This is a genomic window from Lentzea albidocapillata subsp. violacea (assembly GCF_900100275.1).
In the GTDB taxonomy this organism is placed as follows: domain Bacteria; phylum Actinomycetota; class Actinomycetes; order Mycobacteriales; family Pseudonocardiaceae; genus Lentzea; species Lentzea violacea.
On record NZ_FNET01000001.1, the window covers coordinates 220,896 to 237,827 of the forward strand.

Genomic DNA, 16,932 nt, shown 5'->3' on the forward strand with positions numbered 1-16,932 from the left:
GCATGACTCGACGAAAAGTGGCGTTGACGGTTGCGGCGGTGGTGCTGGTCGGCGGAACTCCCGCCGTCGCGGCACCGGCCGCGGTGGCCTGCACCGTCACCTACCAGATCACCAACGAGTGGAACACCGGATTCGGCGCGGCCGTGTCGATCCGCAACGACGGGGAGGCGCTGAACGGCTGGAACCTGACCTGGACGTTCCCGGACGGGCAACGCGTCACGCAGGGCTGGAGCGGCAACTTCACGCAGACCGGCGCGGTGGTGAGCGTGACCAACCCTTCCTGGGCCCCCACGCTGGCTTCCGGCGGCACGGCGCAGGTCGGCTTCAACGGCAGCAAGGGCTCGACGAACCGGCCACCGACGGACTTCGCCGTGAACGGCGTGTCCTGCACCGGCCCCAACCAGTCGCCCTCGGTGGCGCTGACGGCGCCCGCGAGCGGCAGCAGCTACACCCTGCCCGCGCAGATCCCGCTGGCGGCGACCGCGCAGGACACCGACGGCACGGTGGCCAAGGTCGACTTCTACGCGGGGGACACCCTGATCGCCACCGACACCAGCGCGCCGTTCAGCGGCACGTGGACGTCGGCGCCGGCGGGTGACCACGGCATCACCGCACGGGCGACGGACAACCGCGGTGCCACCACGACCTCGGCACCGGCCGCGGTCAAGGTCCTGTCCGGACCGGCGGTGCTGGCCTCGCCGAGCACGGTCTCGGTCAAGCAGGGCCAGACGGCCACGTTCGACGTCTCCCTGGCCACGGCACCGAGCCAGCCAGTCACCGTCACGCTCGCCCGCAGCGGCAGTGCGGACCTGACGGCGACCCCGGCCACGCTCACGTTCTCCGGCACCGCGAAGCAGACGGTGACGGTGACGTCGGCGAACAACGGTGGCGCACTCGGCACCGCCACGTTCACGGCGTCGGCCACCGGGTACAGCCCGGCGAGCGTCACGGTGAACGAGATCGACCCGTCCACATCGGACTTCAACAAGGCGTTCCTCGACCAGTACAACAAGATCAAGGACCCGGCGAGCGGCTACTTCCGCAAGTTCGGCGACCTGCTCGTGCCTTACCACTCGGTCGAGACGCTGATGGTGGAGGCACCGGACCACGGTCACCAGACCACGTCCGAGGCGTTCAGCTACTACCTGTGGCTGGAGGCGAGCTACGGCCGGGTCACCGGTGACTGGGCGCCGTTCAAGTCCGCGTTCGCGTCGATGGAGAAGTTCATCATCCCGGCGACGGCCGACCAGCCGACCAACGACAAGTACGACCCGTCGAAGCCGGCCACCTACGCGCCCGAGCACCCGAGGATGGACGCCTACCCGTCGACGCTGGACGGCACCGTTCCGGTGGGCCAGGACCCGATCGCCGCGGAGCTGAAGTCCGCGTACGGCAGTTCGGACGTCTACGGCATGCACTGGCTCATCGACGTCGACAACACCTACGGCTTCGGCCGGTGCGGCGACGGCACGACGGCGCCCGCGTACATCAACACCTACCAGCGCGGCTCGTCGGAGTCGGTGTGGGAGACCATCCCGCAGCCCTCGTGCGACACGTTCAAACACGGTGGCCCCAACGGCTACCTGGACCTGTTCACCAAGGACGCCTCCTACGCCAAGCAGTGGAAGTACACCAACGCACCGGACGCGGACGCCCGCGTCGTGCAGGTGGCGCTGCTCGCCCAGCAGTGGGCCACGGCCCAGGGCAAGGCCGGGGACATCTCCAGTGAGATCGGCAAGTCCGCGAAGATGGGCGACTACCTGCGGTACGCCATGTTCGACAAGTACTTCAAGCGCATCGGCAACTGCACCAGCCCCTCGTCGTGCCCCGGCGCGACGGGCAAGAACAGTGCGCACTACCTGATGTCCTGGTACTACGCGTGGGGCGGCGCGACCGACACGTCCGCGGGCTGGGCGTGGCGCATCGGTGACGGTGCCTCGCATCAGGGCTACCAGAACCCGTTGGCAGCGCACGCTCTGGCGAACGTGCCGGCGCTCAAGCCGTTGTCCGCCACCGGGCAGCAGGACTGGGCGACGAGCCTGAGCCGGCAGCTCGAGATGCTGCAGTGGCTGCAGTCGGCCGACGGTGGTCTCGCCGGCGGCGTCACGAACAGCTGGGAGGGCCAGTACGCCTCGCCTCCCGCTGGCACGCCGACGTTCTACGGCATGTACTACGACGCACACCCCGTGTGGCGCGACCCGCCGAGCAACCGGTGGTTCGGCTTCCAGGTGTGGGGGATCGAGCGCACGGCCGCGCTGTACCGGCTGACCGGTGACGCGCGCGCCAAGAAGATCCTCGACAAGTGGGTGCCGTGGGCGATCGCGAACACCACGACCGGCACGAACTTCCAGATCCCCTCGGACCTGGAGTGGTCGGGAGCACCGGACACGTGGAACGCGACCAACCCCGGCGCGAACGCGAACCTGCGGGTCCGCGTGCTCAACCACAGCCAGGACGTCGGTATCACCGCGTCGTACGCCAAGGTGCTGCTGAACTACGCGGCGCGGTCGGGCAACGCCCAGGCCAAGACCACGGGTGAGTCGTTGCTGACCTCGTTGCTCTCGCACCAGGACAGTCTGGGCATCGCGACGCCGGAGACCCGCGCGGACTACAACCGGTTCGACGACGTCTACAACACCTCCACCGCCGAGGGCCCGTACGTGCCCGGCGGCTGGACCGGGCGCATGCCCAACGGTGACCAGATCGGGCAGGGCTCGTCGTTCCTGTCGATGCGCTCGATGTTCCGCAACGACCCGCAGTGGCCGAAGGTGCAGTCCTATCTGGACGGTGGACCGGCACCGACGTTCACCTACCACCGGTTCTGGGCACAAGCCGAGATCGCCACGGCGTTCTCCCTGCACGCCGAGATCTACGGGTGAGGAGTCCCGCGATGAGGAAACGCATAGCGTTGTTGGCGGTCGCAGCCGCGGTAGGCGCCGTTCTGGTGCACACCGGTGGCACGGCCGTCGCGCACGGGTCGATGGTCTGGCCCGGCAGCCGCACCTATCTCTGCTACGAGGACGGCCGCGCCGGCGGCGGTGGCGGTGACCTCCAGCCCACCAACCCGGCGTGTGCCGCCGCCGTCGCCCAGGGCGGTAAGCAGCCGTTGTGGGACTGGTTCGGCAACCTGATCAGCAACGCCGCCGGGCGCCACCGGGAGATCATTCCCGACGGCAACCTGTGCGGTCCCACCACGAAGTACTCCGCCTACAACCTGACGCGGGCCGACTGGCCCGTGACCCAGGTGCAGGCGAACAGCACGGTCACGTTGCGGTACAACGCGTGGGCGCCGCACCCCGGCACCTGGGAGCAGTACGTCACCAAGGACGGCTTCGACCCGACGACGCCGCTCAAGTGGTCCGACCTCGAGCCGGCCCCGTTCGACAAGGTGACGAACCCGCCGCTGGCGAACGGCGAGTACGCCTGGCAGGCCCGCCTGCCCAACAAGTCCGGCCGGCACATCATCTACTCGCTCTGGCAGCGCTCGGACAGCCCTGAGGCGTTCTACAGCTGTTCGGACGTCGTGTTCGGCGGTGGCACCGGTACGCCCGACACCAGTGCGCCCTCGACGCCCGGCACGCCGGTCGCGTCCGGCATCACCGGCACCACGGTGCAGCTGGACTGGCCCGCGGCGACGGACAACGTGGGCGTGACGGGCTATCGCGTCTACAGCGGTAGCCAGGTGGTCGCCACCTCCGCCACCAACTCGGTGACGGTCAGCGGCCTGACCGCCGACACCCAGTACTCGTTCACGGTCGTGGCGACGGACTCGGCGGGCAACGCCTCGCCGGCGTCCTCCGGCGTCACGGTCAGAACGGCGACAGGTGGCGGCGGTACCGGTTCCTGCACGGTGGCGTACACGCGGCCGAGCACGTGGAACGGCGGCTTCACCGCGAACGTGACGGTGTCCAACAGTGGCACCAGCGCGATCAGCGCGTGGCAGCTCGTGTGGGCCTTCCCTTCCGGACAGCAGCTTTCGCAGGCCTGGTCGTCGACGGTGACCGTCGCGAGCGGGCAGGCGACCGCGAAGGGCGTGTCGTACAACGCGGACATCCCGGCCGGAGGCTCGGTGACGTTCGGGTTCAACGCCACGACGACATCGACACCACCGGCTGATCCGACGTCCTTCACGCTCAACGGGTCGGCGTGCGCCATCCGGTGACGAGGGCCCTGGCCGCCCTCCTGGTGGTGGGTTCGGTCGCGTTCGTCCTCCTCGTCGGACGCGCCGAACCCGCCCCGGACCTCAGCAAAGGCGTCGACGGCGTCGCCGCGTGGCTGCACGACCTGACCGACGAGTGCACGACCGTCAGGCGGGACGACGACTTCGCGGGCTTCGCCGGTCCGGTGCGGTCGAAGGTCTACGCGCCGTTCGTCGCGGAGTGGGGGACCTGTGCCAAGGCGCCCTACGAACGGCTCGGGCTGCTGATCCTGAAGCCAGGACTCGAAAAGGCCTGGCGCACCGCGCTCGCCAACGGCGAGGTGCGCGGCGATCCGGACCTCGCCTTCGGGGACGGTTTCGCACTCACCGGCTCGATCGGCATGGAGTACCTGGGGCTGAAAAGACTTGAGTGCACGCCCACCGCGTGTTCGCTCATGGAGATAGAACATCATTGACAGACAGGAGATCCGGAGCAATGAAGCTCAACGGACAGAGGCGGTGGGCCGCGACTGGAGTCGTGGTCGCCACCACCGCGGCGACGATCGCGGTGGCGCTTGGTGCGCCACCCGCGGGCGCCGCACCCGGTTGCCGTGTGGACTACACGGCGAACCACTGGGGCGGCGGAGGGTTCGGCGCTTCGGTGAAGATCACCAACCTGGGTGACGCGATGACGGGCTGGAGCCTGAAGTTCGCGTTGCCCGGCAGCCAGCGCGTGGCGCAGGGCTGGAGCGCGACCTGGTCGCAGTCGGGCGCGGACGTGACCGCTGCGAGCATGTCGTGGAACGGGAACCTGGGCACCAACGCGTCCATCGACATCGGTTTCAACGGCTCCAACGCCGCCAGCGGTGACGTGAACCCGACGACGTTCACCTTGAACGGCACGGTGTGCACCGGTCAGCAACAGCCGACGAGCACCACGACCACCACCACGACCACGACCACCACGACGACGACCGGCAACCCGGACCCCGGCAACCGCGTCGACAACCCGTACGCGGGCGCGAAGGTCTACGTGAACCCGGACTGGTCGGCCAAGGCGAGTGCCGAGGCGGGCGGCAGCCGGATCGCGAACCAGCCGACCGGCGTGTGGATGGACCGCATCGCTGCGATCAACGGCACCACCGGTGCCCGCGGGCTGGCCGCGCACCTGGACGAGGCGGTGCGCCAGGCAGCGGGCACGCCGCTCGTCATCCAGCTCGTGATCTACAACCTGCCCGGTCGTGACTGCGCGGCGCTCGCGTCCAACGGCGAGCTCAAGGCCACGGAGATCGACCGGTACAAGACGGAGTACATCGACCCGATCGCGTCGATCCTCGCCAGGCCCGCGTACGCGAACCTGCGCATCGTGACCGTGGTGGAGATCGACTCCCTGCCGAACCTGATCACCAACGTGACGCCGCGGCCGACCCAGACGCCGCAGTGTGACGTGATGAAGGCGAACGGGAACTACGTCACCGGTGTCGGCTACGCGCTCGCGAAGCTGGGTGCCGTCCCGAACACCTACAACTACATCGACATCGGCCACCACGGCTGGCTGGGCTGGGACGACAACTTCGGCGCGACGGCCGACCTGCTGTTCCAGGCGGCCAACGCGTCCGGCAGCACCAAGGCCAACGTGCACGGCTTCATCGCCAACACCGCCAACTACGGCATCCTCACCGAGCCGAACTTCTCGATCGACGAGTCGATCAACGGCACGTCGGTGCGCCAGTCGAAGTGGGTGGACTGGAACCGCTACACCGGTGAGCTGCCCTACGCGCAGGCGTTCCGGCAGCGGGCCGTGCAGGCGGGCTTCGACGCGAACGTCGGCATGCTGATCGACACCAGCCGCAACGGCTGGGGTGGCTCCGCCCGTCCGACCGGTCCCGGACCGAGGACGACCGTGGACGCCTACGTCGACGGCGGCAGGCTCGACCGGCGCATCCACCTCGGCAACTGGTGCAACCAGGCCGGCGCGGGCATCGGCGAGCGCCCGAAGGCCGCACCTGCGGCGGGCGTCGACGCCTACGTGTGGATCAAGCCGCCGGGCGAGTCCGACGGCGCGAGCGAGGAGATCCCGAACAACGAGGGCAAGGGCGCGGACAAGATGTGCGACCCGACCTACACCGGAAACGCACGCAACGGCAACAGTATGTCCGGCGCGCTGGGCAACGCACCGTTGTCCGGACACTGGTTCTCGGCCCAGTTCCAGGAGCTCATGCGCAACGCCTACCCGGCGCTCTGAGCCTGAGCATGTGAGCGTGCCCACGCGGCCGGCCTCGCGGCTGCGGTTCCGGACGCGTGGGCACCCTCTTCTTAATTGATACGGACTTCTGTCCGGCAACTTTCCAGACGGTGCAGAATTCGTCTGGACCACCGTTGACGCGCAATGTTAACGCGCACATCTCTCTTGATGTCATCAGAAGGTGCTCCCTATGGTGTCGGCACGCTCGGTGAGTGAAAGTGTGAATGGAGGCTGTGTGGTCACCATCGCGGATGTCGCGCGGCACGCGGGGGTCGCCCCGAGCACAGTCTCCTACGTGCTCACAGGCAAGAGATCGATCTCCGCGGACACGAAGACGAGAGTTCGGGAGAGCATCAGGGAACTGGGTTACCAGCCCCACGCCTCGGATCGCGTGCTGTCCACCGGCAGGACCAACGTGATCGGGCTGGTCCTCCCGTTGCGTGCGGGCACCCATCTGCCGGCGGTGATGCGCTTCGTCACGGCGGCGGTGACGACAGCGCGCAGGTACGACATGGACCTCCTGCTGTTGACCGCGGACGACGGCGCGGCGGGCCTCCGTCGTGCCGCGAACAGTGCCCAGGTCGACGGTTTTCTGGTGATGGACGTGGAGATGGACGACGACCGCGTGCCGTTGCTCCGCCAGCTGTCCAAACCGTCCGTCCTCATCGGACATCCGGCGGCCGCTCGCGGCCTCACCTGCGTGGACCTGGACTTCGAGGCGGCGGGCGCGAAGTGCGTCGACCACCTCGCCGACCTCGGGCACCGCTCCATCGGTTTCCTCGGCGCGCCGAGCGCGGTCTACCGCCGCAGCACCGGCTTCGCCCACCGCACCATGAACGGGTTCAGCGCGGCCGCGATGCGCAGGGGAGTCGCCGCGACGGCACTGGCCGTCGAGGGCGACCACGACTCGGTGCTCAGGGCGACCAAGGCCCTGATCCGCGCGCACCCGTCCATGACGGCGCTGGTCGTGCACAACGAGGCGGCACTCGGCTGGATCACCGCGTGCCTGCGCGCGGCCGGCCGCCAGGTCCCCGGTGACGTGGCGGTGGTCGCGATCTGCCCGGACGAACTGGCCGAGCAGACGTCACCGCTGCTCACCTCGGTGCGCCTGCCCGCGGAGGAGCTCGGCAGGCACGCGGTCGACCTGCTCGTCGCCAAGCTGGAAGGCAAGCAGCCGCCACCGCTGATGCTGTTGCCCCCCAGGCTCTCCCGGCGGGCGAGCACACCGGACCACGCCGCACACCGCGGCGCGACGGGCTGACCGGTCCGCCACGGCGGACCGGGACATGACGGGCGGTCGCTGGGACGGCCTCCGCGCGTGCGGAAATGCGGCGCGCACACGCGGAGGCCCCCGAAAGATCGCCCCGGAGGGGTGCGCGACACCACGGCGGAGCGGCCGTCGCGCACCCCTCCCTTCGTTTCGGTGGCCGTAGACTCGCCGGGGTGGAACTGGCAGAGGCTTTGGCGCGCAGGGCGGTCGTGCTCGACGGCGGGATGTCGACGGCCCTGGAACTCGCCGGACACGACCTGTCCGACGAACTCTGGTCGGCCCGGCTGCTGCTCACCGACCCGGACGCCGTGCGAGCCGCACACCTCGCCTACTACCGGGCAGGCGCCGAGGTCGCCATCACCGCGAGCTACCAGGCGAGCTTCGAGGGCTTCGCCCGCCGCGGCATCAGCGAGGCCGAGACAGCCCGGCTGCTGCGCTCCAGCGTCGAGCTCGCCCGTTCCGCCGCGTCCGAAGTGGACGGACCCCGCTGGGTCGCGGCGTCGGTCGGACCGTACGGCGCGGTGCTGGCCGACGGCTCGGAGTACCGGGGCCGCTACGGCCTGAGCCGGCAGGAACTGGTCCGCTTCCACGCCCCGCGCGTCGAGACGCTCTGCGAGGCCGGTCCGGACGTGCTCGCGGTCGAGACCGTCCCCGACGTCGACGAGGCCGAGGCCGTGCTGGAGGTGGTGCGCGGCAGCGGCGTGCCGGTCTGGCTTTCCTACACCGTGCGCGGCGACCGGACCTGCGCAGGACAACCGCTCGAGGAGGCGTTCGCCGTCGTGTCCGGCGTGGACGAGGTCATCGCCGTCGGCGTGAACTGCTGCGCACCGGAAGACGTGGCGGGCGCGGTCGCCGTGGCCCGCCGGGTGACCGGGCTACCGGTCGTGGTGTACCCGAACAGCGGCGAGCAGTGGGACGCGGCGGCGCGGTCGTGGTCGGGGGACGGGGGCGGGTTCGCCGCGCGGGCCGAGGGGTGGGTCGACGGTGGCGCCCGGTTGGTGGGCGGGTGCTGCCGGACCGGGCCGGACGCGATCGCGGTGCTGGCGGAAGGGCTTGCGGCGGGTCGGTGAGTGGTGGGACGGGCCGGAGACAAGGCGAGAGGGCTTACACCGGCCTCAGCCGGTGAAAGCCCTCTCGTGCGGGTGCGTGTCAGCGCTCCCTGTGGACGGTCAGGCGACTGAGCACGTGTTGCCGTTGAGGCTGTACGACGCCGGCGCCGAGTGGTCACCGGTGTGCGTGGCCTGGAAGCCGATGGTGATCGACGCGTTGGGCGCGATGACGCCGTTGTACTGGACGTTTCTCGCGGTCACCTGCCCGGAGCCGGGGGAGTAGGTGGCGCTCCAGCCGGACGTGATCGTCTGCCCGCCGGGCAGCGTGAACTGCAGTGACCAGCCGTTCACCGGTGTCGAGGACGTGTTGGTGATGGTGATCGTCTCGGTGAGGCCGGTGTTCCAGGCGTTGACCACCGCCTTGACCGAGCAACCCTGGGACGGCGGCGGCGTCGTAGTCGTTGTAGTGCTGGTGGTCGTCGTGGGCGGACGATCGAGGCCGAGGAAGGTGATGGCGTGGGCGACCATTCCCGCGGTCGGCACGTCGTGCCCGGTGCCCTGGGCACTGATGCCCTCGACGACGGCCGGTGTGCCGGTGCCGTAACGGGTGCGGGTCCAGTTCGGCTGCGGCTGGTCGGTGGTCGTGGGCGTCCTGCTCACCCCGTGCACGTTCGTCCACTGGTCGAGCGCCTCACCGAAGTTCGGGTACGCCAGCGTCGTGTCGGCGGTGCCGTGCCACAGCTGCATCCGCGGGTAGCGCCCGGTGTAGCCGGGGTACATCGCCCTCGCCTGGTCTCCCCACTGCTGCGGGGTCTTCAGCAGGGTTCCGCCCGAGCACTGGCTGTTCCACATCGACCCGTCCGTCGTCGCGAAACAGCCCGCCGGGACACCGGCGAAGGCCGCGCCGGCGCTGAACACGTCCGGGTACTGGGCGGCCAGCACGTTGGTCATCATCGCGCCGGACGAGATGCCCGAGACGACGATGCGCTGCGGGTCCACGTTGTAGCGCTGGCGCGCGTACGACACCATCGACATGATTCCGGTGGAGTCGCTGCCTCCGTTGCGGCGCAACGCGTTCTGCGTCGACACGTCGAAGCAGTGCCCGTCCCTCGTGGCCTCCGGGTAGACGATCACGTACCCGTTGCGGTCCGCGGCGGTGACGTAGTCGCGTCCGCCGCCGTTGTGCACCGCGCTCGCGGAACCGGTGCAGTAGTGCACCATCACGAGCAGGGCCGGGCGTTCCGCGAGCCTGTCCGGCGCGTAGACGTACATGTTCAGGCCGGTCGGGTTCGAGCCGAAGTTCGTGACCCGCACCAGGGACGCGGCCTGCGCCGGCTGGGCCACGAGTGAGAGCGCGACCGCCGCGATCAGCACCAGCACGGCCGCGATGACGCCGGCGAGGCTGAGCCCGTCGAGGCTCGTCCGGCCGGCGGGGTGTGCGTTGCTCATGACGATCTCCCTTCGCTGGAGCGCCACCAGTTGATGCCGAGCAGACAACCGTTGCCACCGCTGAACTTCAGGTAGAGATCATGCGTGCCGGCCACCGGGCAGGTGATCGGGTTCGCCTTAAGCCTTCGTGTCTTGGCCATCATCCTCTTCCAGAGCAGGGCGCTCCGGCGGACGATCGCTCGTCCGCCGGAGCCAGGGTCGCGCGGGAGGTCAGCTCGCGGTGCAGGCCGGGTTCAGCCCGGCTCCGCTGCCGTTGCCCTGGAAGCCGAACTCGGTGGACTGGCCGGCGGGCACGTTCGCGTTGTAGTCCACGTTGGACCAGGTGATGGCTCCGCTGGTGCCGCTCCGGTTGGCACTCCAGGAACCGGTGACCGTGCCGTTCGACAGCGTGGTGGCGACGCTCCAGCCGCGCAGGGCGCTGGAACCGGCGGTCACCTTGACCGTGGCGACGAAACCGCCGTTCCACTGGTTCAGCGACACCGACGCGGTGCAGCCGCCCGGACCGGGGCCGTTGCTCGTCGTGGTCGTCGTGGTGGTGGTCGTCGGGCCGGGACCACCCGCGTTGAGCGCGTCGAGCACCGAGTTGTACGCGGCCTTCTTGGCGCCGCTGCCGTCGAAGAGCAGCGGGGTGCCGGAAGCGCGCCACGAGTCGGTGTCGCGGATGCCCCACACGGTGATGCCGGTGCAGCGCGCGACGGCGAGGCAGGCCTGGGTGACCCTCTGGTAGTTCTGGGCCTGGGTGCTGCCGGAGCCTTCGATGTCGAGCTCGGTGATCTGGACGTCCACGCCGAGGTTGGCGAAGTTCTGCAGGGTGGTCTGGTAGTTGGACGGCACCGGGCTGTTGCTGTTGAAGTGCGACTGGAGGCCCACACAGTCGATGGGGACGCCGCGGGACTTGAAGTCCTGCACCATCCGGTACACGGCCTGGGTCTTGGCGTGCGACCAGTCGTCGGTGTTGTAGTCGTTGTAGCAGAGCTTCGCGCCGGGATCGGCCGCCCGTGCCGCACGGAAGGCGGCCTCGATCCAGTCGTTGCCGGTGCGCTGGAGGTTGGAGTCACGGCGTCCGCCGCCGCTGCCGTCGGCGAAGGCCTCGTTCACCACGTCCCAGGCGTAGATCTTGCCGCGGTAGTAGGTCGCGACCTGGGTGACGTGGTTCAGCATCGCGTTGCGCAGGGCCGTGCCGGACATGTTCTGCATCCAGCCGGGCTGCTGCGAGTGCCAGGCCAGTGCGTGCCCGCGGACTCGCTTGCCCTGGTTGCGCGCCTGGTTGACGATCCGGTCGGCGTTGCCGTAGCTGAACTGGTTCTGGTTCGGCTCGGTCGCGTCCATCTTCATTTCGTTCTCGGCCGTGACCATGTCGAACTCACGGTTCAGGATGCCGGTGTAGGTCGAGTCGCCGAGCTTGTTCGCGGCGACCGCGGTGCCGAAGTAGCGACCGCTCTGGGCGGCCGCGGCACCGAGAGTGGTCGCCGCGTTGGCAGTGGCCGTCACGATCAGCGAGGCGCCGAGTACCGCCGCCGAGACTGTCGCCACCAGAGGGATCAGTGACACTGACCTTGATGTCAGTTTCATCATTCACGCTTTCGCAAGGAGCACCCCGACTGCAGGGTGGGATGGGCAGGACGGTTGGCCGGAGCCGGTGCGCCAGTGCCGGATCCGGTCAGCGGCGAGGTGGTTGACGTCGTTCTTTTCCGTCATCGCCGCTGATGCCGTCCCGAGTGTGACAGTCGCGTGTTCGCGCTCACAAGCGCACGTTGTCGAATTCGACAGCAAGTTGACTCGATCGGCGTAGGAATGTAGGGGAGCGCTCCCAGTGTGAACGTCAAATCGTTTGAGCACGGCCGTCGAACGGTATTGAAACCGCATTCAACTGAAGTTAGCGCTAACAATTCCGGCGTTGACGGACTGCTGTTCCGGCGCTATGTTGACCCCAACTCGTAATTCGCTTTCCGCGATGCCGGTCCGAAGCGGACCGAGTGCTCGGCTGGGCGCCATACGTTCCGCGCCGCCTGTGAGAGCGCTCTCTTGCATCGTGCCCCCTTCCCCATGGCAACGACGCTGCGAGGACCTGAATGACAGAAACCGTTCCGTCCCGAGAAGACACGACAGCACCGAGGAGCCGGGCGGCAGGCGCGTGCCTGCTCGCGTCCGTGCTCGTCGCCGGGGTCACCACCCTGGTGGTCGGCGCCGGCGCGACCGTCAGCGCGGCCGAGTCGGCGTTCTACGTCGACCCGTCGACCTCGGGCGCGAGGTGGGTCGCCGCGAACCCGGGAGACTCGCGTGCCGCGGTCATCCGGGACCGCGTCGCGTCGGTTCCGCAGGCGCGCTGGTACACCACGACCAACACCTCGACGGTGCGGTCGGAGGTCAGCTCGTTCGTCGGCGCGGCGGCCTCCGCCGGCAAGATCCCGATCCTGGTGGTCTACAACGTCCCCAACCGCGACTGCGGTGGCCCCAGTGGCGGCGGCGCCTCCTCCCACGCGGCCTACCGGGCGTGGGTGGACGAGGTGGCCGCAGGACTGGCCGGCCGTCCGGCGACGATCGTGCTCGAACCGGACGTGCTGCCGCTGATGACCAACTGCCAGAACGCCGACCAGCAGAACCAGACCAAGGCGTCCATGGCCTACGCCGGCAAGAAGCTCAAGTCCGGCTCTGGGCAGGCGAAGGTGTACTTCGACATCGGCCACTCGGCGTGGCTGAGCCCGGCGGAGGCCGCGAACCGGTTGCGCGGCGCGGACATCTCCAACAGCGCCGACGGCATCTCGACGAACGTGTCGAACTACCGCTCGAGCTCCGACGAGGTCAGCTTCGCGAAGAACGTGCTCAACGCCGTCGGCGACAGCCGCCTCAAGGCCGTGGTCGACACGAGCCGCAACGGCAACGGTCCCGCCGGCAGCGAGTGGTGCGACCCGGCCGGACGCGCGATCGGCACGCCCAGCACGACGAACACGGGCGACTCGAAGATCGAGGCGTTCCTGTGGGTCAAGCTGCCGGGCGAGTCCGACGGCTGCATCGCGCCGGCCGGTCAGTTCGTGCCACAGCGCGCCTACGAACTCGCGATGGCGGCGGGCCCGATCACCACGACGACTACGACGACGACCACCACCACGGGTGGCGGCAACCCCGGCAGCGGCTGCAAGGCGACCCACCGCGTGGTCAGCCAGTGGCAGGGCGGGTACACCGGCGAGATCGTGATCGAGAACCGCGGCCAGGCGATCAACAGCTGGACCTTCTCGTTCTCCGCTCCCGGCGTGTCCGTCACGCAGGGCTGGAACGGGACGTGGACCGACACGGGCGACGAGGTCCGCGTGGCGAACACGGCCTGGAACGGCTCGATCGGGGCCGGTGCCCAGCTGAGCATCGGGTTCAACGCGAACTACAACGGTGGCACGCCACCGTTCTCGTCTCCGGTGCTGAACGGCGTCGCTTGCTCCTGAGGCGGCGGTGAACGGGTCCCCGCACCGGCTGGTGCGGGGACCCCGCCATTCTCGGCCGCACCGGCACGTGATCCCTGCTCCCTCCGACAACGAAGGGTGATCATGTTCCTCGCACGATTGTTCACTTCACGACGGGCCCGGCTCACCGCCGTCGCCGCCGTGCCGCTCATCGCGGTGTCCACGCTAGCCGCGGTGGCGGTGCCTCCCGCGGCCGCCGCGCCGGGCTGTTCGGTGACCTACTCCGCACCGTCGCAATGGGACGGTGGCTTCACGGCGAACGTCAGCGTCACGAACCTGGGTGACGCCGTCAACGGCTGGACGCTCACCTGGAGCTTCTCCGCCGGCCAGCAGGTGAGGCAGGCCTGGAACGCCGAGGCGACCCAGTCGGGAGCGGAGGTGACCGTCCGCAACGTCTCCTACAACGCGGTGATCCCCACCGGTGGCCGGGTCGAGTTCGGGTTCAACGGTTCCTCCACGGGCACGGCGAACCCGAACCCCACGGCGTTCACGCTCAACGGAACCCTGTGCACCGGCGGCGTCGGCCCCACCACCACGACGACCACCACGACCGGCAACCCGCCCGTGGGCAGCCTGCCGTCAAGCTTCCGCTGGAACTCCAGCGGCGTGCTGATCAGCCCGAAACCGGACGCCACGCACGCGAACATCGCGGTCAAGGACCCGAGCGTCATCTTCTACAACGGCAAGTACCACGTGTTCGCGTCCACCTACACCGACGGCTACAACCTGATGTACACCAGTTTCAGCGACTGGTCCCAGGCCTCGGCCGCACCGCACCACTACCTCGACCGCTCCGGCATCGGCGCCGGGTACCGGGCCGCGCCGCAGGTGTTCTACTTCGCGCCGCAACGCCTCTGGTACCTCGTCTACCAGACCGGGTCCAACGCGTCGTACTCCACGACCACGGACATCTCCGACCCGGCGTCCTGGTCCACACCGAAGAACTTCTACGCCAACGGAATGCCGCAGATCATCCGCGACAACATCGGCAACGGTTACTGGGTCGACTTCTGGACGGTCTGCGACACCGGGAAGTGCTACCTGTTCTCCTCCGACGACAACGGCCACCTCTACCGGTCGGAGACCAGCCTCGCGCAGTTCCCCAACGGCTTCACCAACACGGTGATCGCCATGCAGGACAGTGACCGCCACCGGTTGTTCGAGGCGGCCAACGTCTACAAGATCGCCGGCAAGGACCAGTGGCTGCTGGTGCACGAGGCGATCGGCACGGACGGCCGCCGCTGGTTCCGCTCCTGGACCGCGCCGTCGATCACCGGTCCGTGGACTGGACTGGCCGAGAGCGAGTCGAACCCGTTCGCCCGCGCCAACAACGTGACGTTCCCAGCTGGACAGTGGACCCGCGACATCAGCCACGGCGAGATGGTGCGCACGAACGCCGACCAGACGATGGAGATCAGCCCCTGCAAGCTCAGCTACCTCTACCAGGGCATGGATCCCGGCGCCGGCGGTGAGTACAACCGGCTGCCCTGGCGGCTCGGCCTGCTGACCCAGACCAACTCGACCTGCTGAAGACCCTCGCCGACAACATGTTCGAGACGATGGCAGGGCTCGCGGCCAACCAGATCGGCGTCGACCTGAGCGCGGGACCGGGGTGGCGTAGTTCGTGGGCTACCGGCTCGGCGTCCTCAACCACGCCACGCAGGCGCTTCGGGTTGTCCACGCCCTGACAGGTCAGAGGTAACCGCAGTACAGCACGCCGAGCACCGCACCGGTCACGGCGGCGACGAGGACCGCCGCCGACGTGACCATGAGGTGCCGCCGCCGCACGGCCCGGACGAGCCGCGGCAGGACGGCGGCGGGCACCTCCGGGTCGGTGCCCAGCGACTGCACCGCCCATTCCTCCGGCACGCGCGACAACAGGCCCGTCATCCCGGCGAGCCCGCAGACCTCGCGCTCGCACGAGGCGCACTGCGCGAGGTGCTGCTCGTAGGCCAGCCGGTCCGCGGTCGACAGGGCGCCCAGGACGTAGGCGCCGTCCCACTCCCGGAACGGATCCGGTGTGTTCACCGCCCTGTTACCCCGTTCTCCTGCAGGGCCAGCCTCAGCGCCCGCAGGCCGTAGTGCAGCCGCGACTTCACGGTGCCCTGCGGCACGTCCAGCGCGTCGGCGAGCTCCGCGATGGACTCGCCGCGGTAGTAGGCCCGCACGATCACCAGCCTGTGCTCGGGCTTGAGGGTGGACAGGGCGTCGGCGACGAGCCAGGCGTCGAGGGTGGAGTCGGTGTGGTCGGCCCGCGAACGTTCGGGCGGGCTCTCCGACTCGACCTCCCACCGGGCCCGGGCACTGCGGCGCTCGTCGATGGCGTAGTTGCGTGCCACGGCATAGAGCCACGCCTTGGACGCCGACGAACCCTGTTCCAGCACCTCGGGATGCCGCCAGGCGCGCAGCAGGGCCTCCTGGACGATGTCCTCGGCGAGTTGCTCGTCTCCGGTCAGCCGCAGGGCGTAGCGCCACAGGGCGGCGGCGTGGCCGTCGTGCAGCGCGCGCAGCATGGTGATGTGGTCGTCGTTGATGACGCACCCCGCCTACGTGCGGAACGCCGGGGAGCGCTTGCCGAGGAACGCCGCTGTGCCCTCACGCATGTCGTCGGTGGTGAAGGTGTGCCGGAACGCCTCGAGCTCGACGTGCAGCCCCGAGCCGACGGGCAGGCCGTCCACGGTGTTGATCACCGCCTTGCACGCGGCGACGGCGGCGGGTGAGTTGGCGGCGATGTCGGCGAGCACCAGCCGTGCGGCGGCGAACATCTCCTCGCGGGTGTCGAAGACCTGGTTCACCAGCCCGGTGCGGTGCGCCTCCGCCGCGTCCACGCGCCGGCCGGAGTAGATCATCTCGCGGGCCCGCGCCACCCCCACCCGCCGGAACAACCGGACGCAGCCCCCGAAACCGGGAATCAGGCCGAGGAGCACCTCCGGTTGCCCGAACACGGCCTTGCGGGTGGCGTAGACGAAGTCGCACGCCAGCGCCATCTCGCAGCCGCCGCCGAGCGCGTAGCCGTCGACGCAGGCCACGACGGGGACCGGAAGCCGTTCCAGCAGGGTCGTCACCTCCTGTCCCAGCGCACCGAACGCCTCGCCCTCCTCGGCGGTCATGGCCGCCATCTCGCGGATGTCGGCACCGGCGATGAACGCGGGTCCCTCGGAACCCGTGAGCAGGACGGCACGCGGACCGGAGAGGGTCGACAGCAGGTGGCGCAGCTCGGTGAGAGTTCGCTGGGACAGGGCGTTGCGCGCCTGGGGCCGATGTACGGTCACCGTCAGCACGCCGCCCTGCTCGTCGAGCACGAGGTTCTGATAGTCCACAGTGGT

Annotated in this window: 13 protein-coding genes and 1 pseudogene; 9 read left to right on the forward strand and 5 right to left on the reverse strand. The window is 69.3% G+C overall.

Translation table 11 applies throughout. The features are described from left to right. Positions 1 to 2: 2 nt before the first annotated feature. From BLR21_RS00845 to mmuM, 6 genes are all read left to right on the forward strand, one after another. Entirely contained in the window at positions 3 to 2,879 is a 2,877-nt protein-coding gene (locus BLR21_RS00845; RefSeq protein ID WP_090003703.1) for a glycoside hydrolase family 48 protein, read from the forward strand. Positions 2,880 to 2,890: 11 nt separating this feature from the next. Further along, a complete protein-coding gene (locus BLR21_RS00850) occupies positions 2,891 to 4,162 on the forward strand; it encodes a lytic polysaccharide monooxygenase (protein WP_090003704.1) in 1,272 nt (423 codons plus the stop codon). Then, positions 4,147 to 4,614, forward strand: a complete 468-nt coding sequence (locus BLR21_RS00855) for a hypothetical protein (RefSeq protein WP_090003705.1) — start codon at positions 4,147 to 4,149, stop codon at positions 4,612 to 4,614. Before BLR21_RS00850 ends, BLR21_RS00855 begins: the two co-directional genes overlap by 16 nt. 20 nt (positions 4,615 to 4,634) lie before the next feature. Beyond that, entirely contained in the window at positions 4,635 to 6,383 is a 1,749-nt protein-coding gene (locus BLR21_RS00860) for a glycoside hydrolase family 6 protein (RefSeq protein WP_090003706.1), read from the forward strand. A gap of 235 nt (positions 6,384 to 6,618) precedes the next feature. Then, positions 6,619 to 7,644: a LacI family DNA-binding transcriptional regulator gene (locus BLR21_RS00865; protein WP_218130700.1), complete on the forward strand. Its 1,026-nt coding sequence runs from the start codon at positions 6,619 to 6,621 to the stop codon at positions 7,642 to 7,644. A 182-nt stretch (positions 7,645 to 7,826) separates the two neighbouring features. Further along, positions 7,827 to 8,723 (forward strand): homocysteine S-methyltransferase, encoded by an 897-nt coding sequence (gene mmuM / locus BLR21_RS00870; protein WP_256334358.1) that lies wholly within the window; start codon positions 7,827 to 7,829, stop codon positions 8,721 to 8,723. Positions 8,724 to 8,822: 99 nt separating this feature from the next. Here the strand turns inward: mmuM and BLR21_RS00875 are convergent, their stop codons facing one another. Together BLR21_RS00875 and BLR21_RS00880 are read right to left on the reverse strand one after the other, a co-directional pair. Next, the gene (locus BLR21_RS00875) at positions 8,823 to 10,151 is read right to left on the reverse strand and encodes an extracellular catalytic domain type 1 short-chain-length polyhydroxyalkanoate depolymerase (protein ID WP_090004416.1); all 1,329 of its coding nucleotides are present in this window, start codon (positions 10,149 to 10,151) and stop codon (positions 8,823 to 8,825) included. 210 nt (positions 10,152 to 10,361) lie between these two features. Further along, the gene (locus BLR21_RS00880) at positions 10,362 to 11,723 is read right to left on the reverse strand and encodes a glycoside hydrolase family 10 protein (protein ID WP_090003709.1); all 1,362 of its coding nucleotides are present in this window, start codon (positions 11,721 to 11,723) and stop codon (positions 10,362 to 10,364) included. Between the two features lie 500 nt (positions 11,724 to 12,223). Here BLR21_RS00880 and BLR21_RS00885 point away from each other — a divergent pair, with 500 nt between their 5' ends. The 3 genes and pseudogenes from BLR21_RS00885 to BLR21_RS44580 form a co-directional block, all read left to right on the forward strand. Then, entirely contained in the window at positions 12,224 to 13,588 is a 1,365-nt protein-coding gene (locus BLR21_RS00885; RefSeq protein ID WP_090003710.1) for a glycoside hydrolase family 6 protein, read from the forward strand. Positions 13,589 to 13,690: 102 nt separating this feature from the next. Further along, positions 13,691 to 15,136, forward strand: coding sequence for a glycoside hydrolase family 62 protein (locus BLR21_RS00890; RefSeq protein ID WP_090004417.1), 1,446 nt, complete (start codon positions 13,691 to 13,693; stop codon positions 15,134 to 15,136). Next, positions 15,094 to 15,204, forward strand: a pseudogene (locus tag BLR21_RS44580) (peptide deformylase); the annotation flags it as partial. The gene BLR21_RS00890 and the pseudogene BLR21_RS44580, both read left to right, overlap by 43 nt. A gap of 94 nt (positions 15,205 to 15,298) precedes the next feature. Here the strand turns inward: BLR21_RS44580 and BLR21_RS00895 are convergent. The 3 genes from BLR21_RS00895 to BLR21_RS00905 are packed head-to-tail and all read right to left on the reverse strand — an operon-like array spanning position 15,299 to position 16,926. Beyond that, positions 15,299 to 15,634 (reverse strand): anti-sigma factor family protein, encoded by a 336-nt coding sequence (locus tag BLR21_RS00895; RefSeq protein WP_090003711.1) that lies wholly within the window; start codon positions 15,632 to 15,634, stop codon positions 15,299 to 15,301. Beyond that, positions 15,631 to 16,119, reverse strand: a complete 489-nt coding sequence (locus tag BLR21_RS00900; protein ID WP_090003712.1) for a sigma-70 family RNA polymerase sigma factor — start codon at positions 16,117 to 16,119, stop codon at positions 15,631 to 15,633. The genes BLR21_RS00895 and BLR21_RS00900 overlap by 4 nt, the downstream gene beginning before the upstream one ends. Before the next feature lie 33 nt (positions 16,120 to 16,152). Next, positions 16,153 to 16,926 (reverse strand): enoyl-CoA hydratase/isomerase family protein, encoded by a 774-nt coding sequence (locus tag BLR21_RS00905; RefSeq protein WP_090003713.1) that lies wholly within the window; start codon positions 16,924 to 16,926, stop codon positions 16,153 to 16,155. Positions 16,927 to 16,932 lie beyond the last annotated feature (6 nt).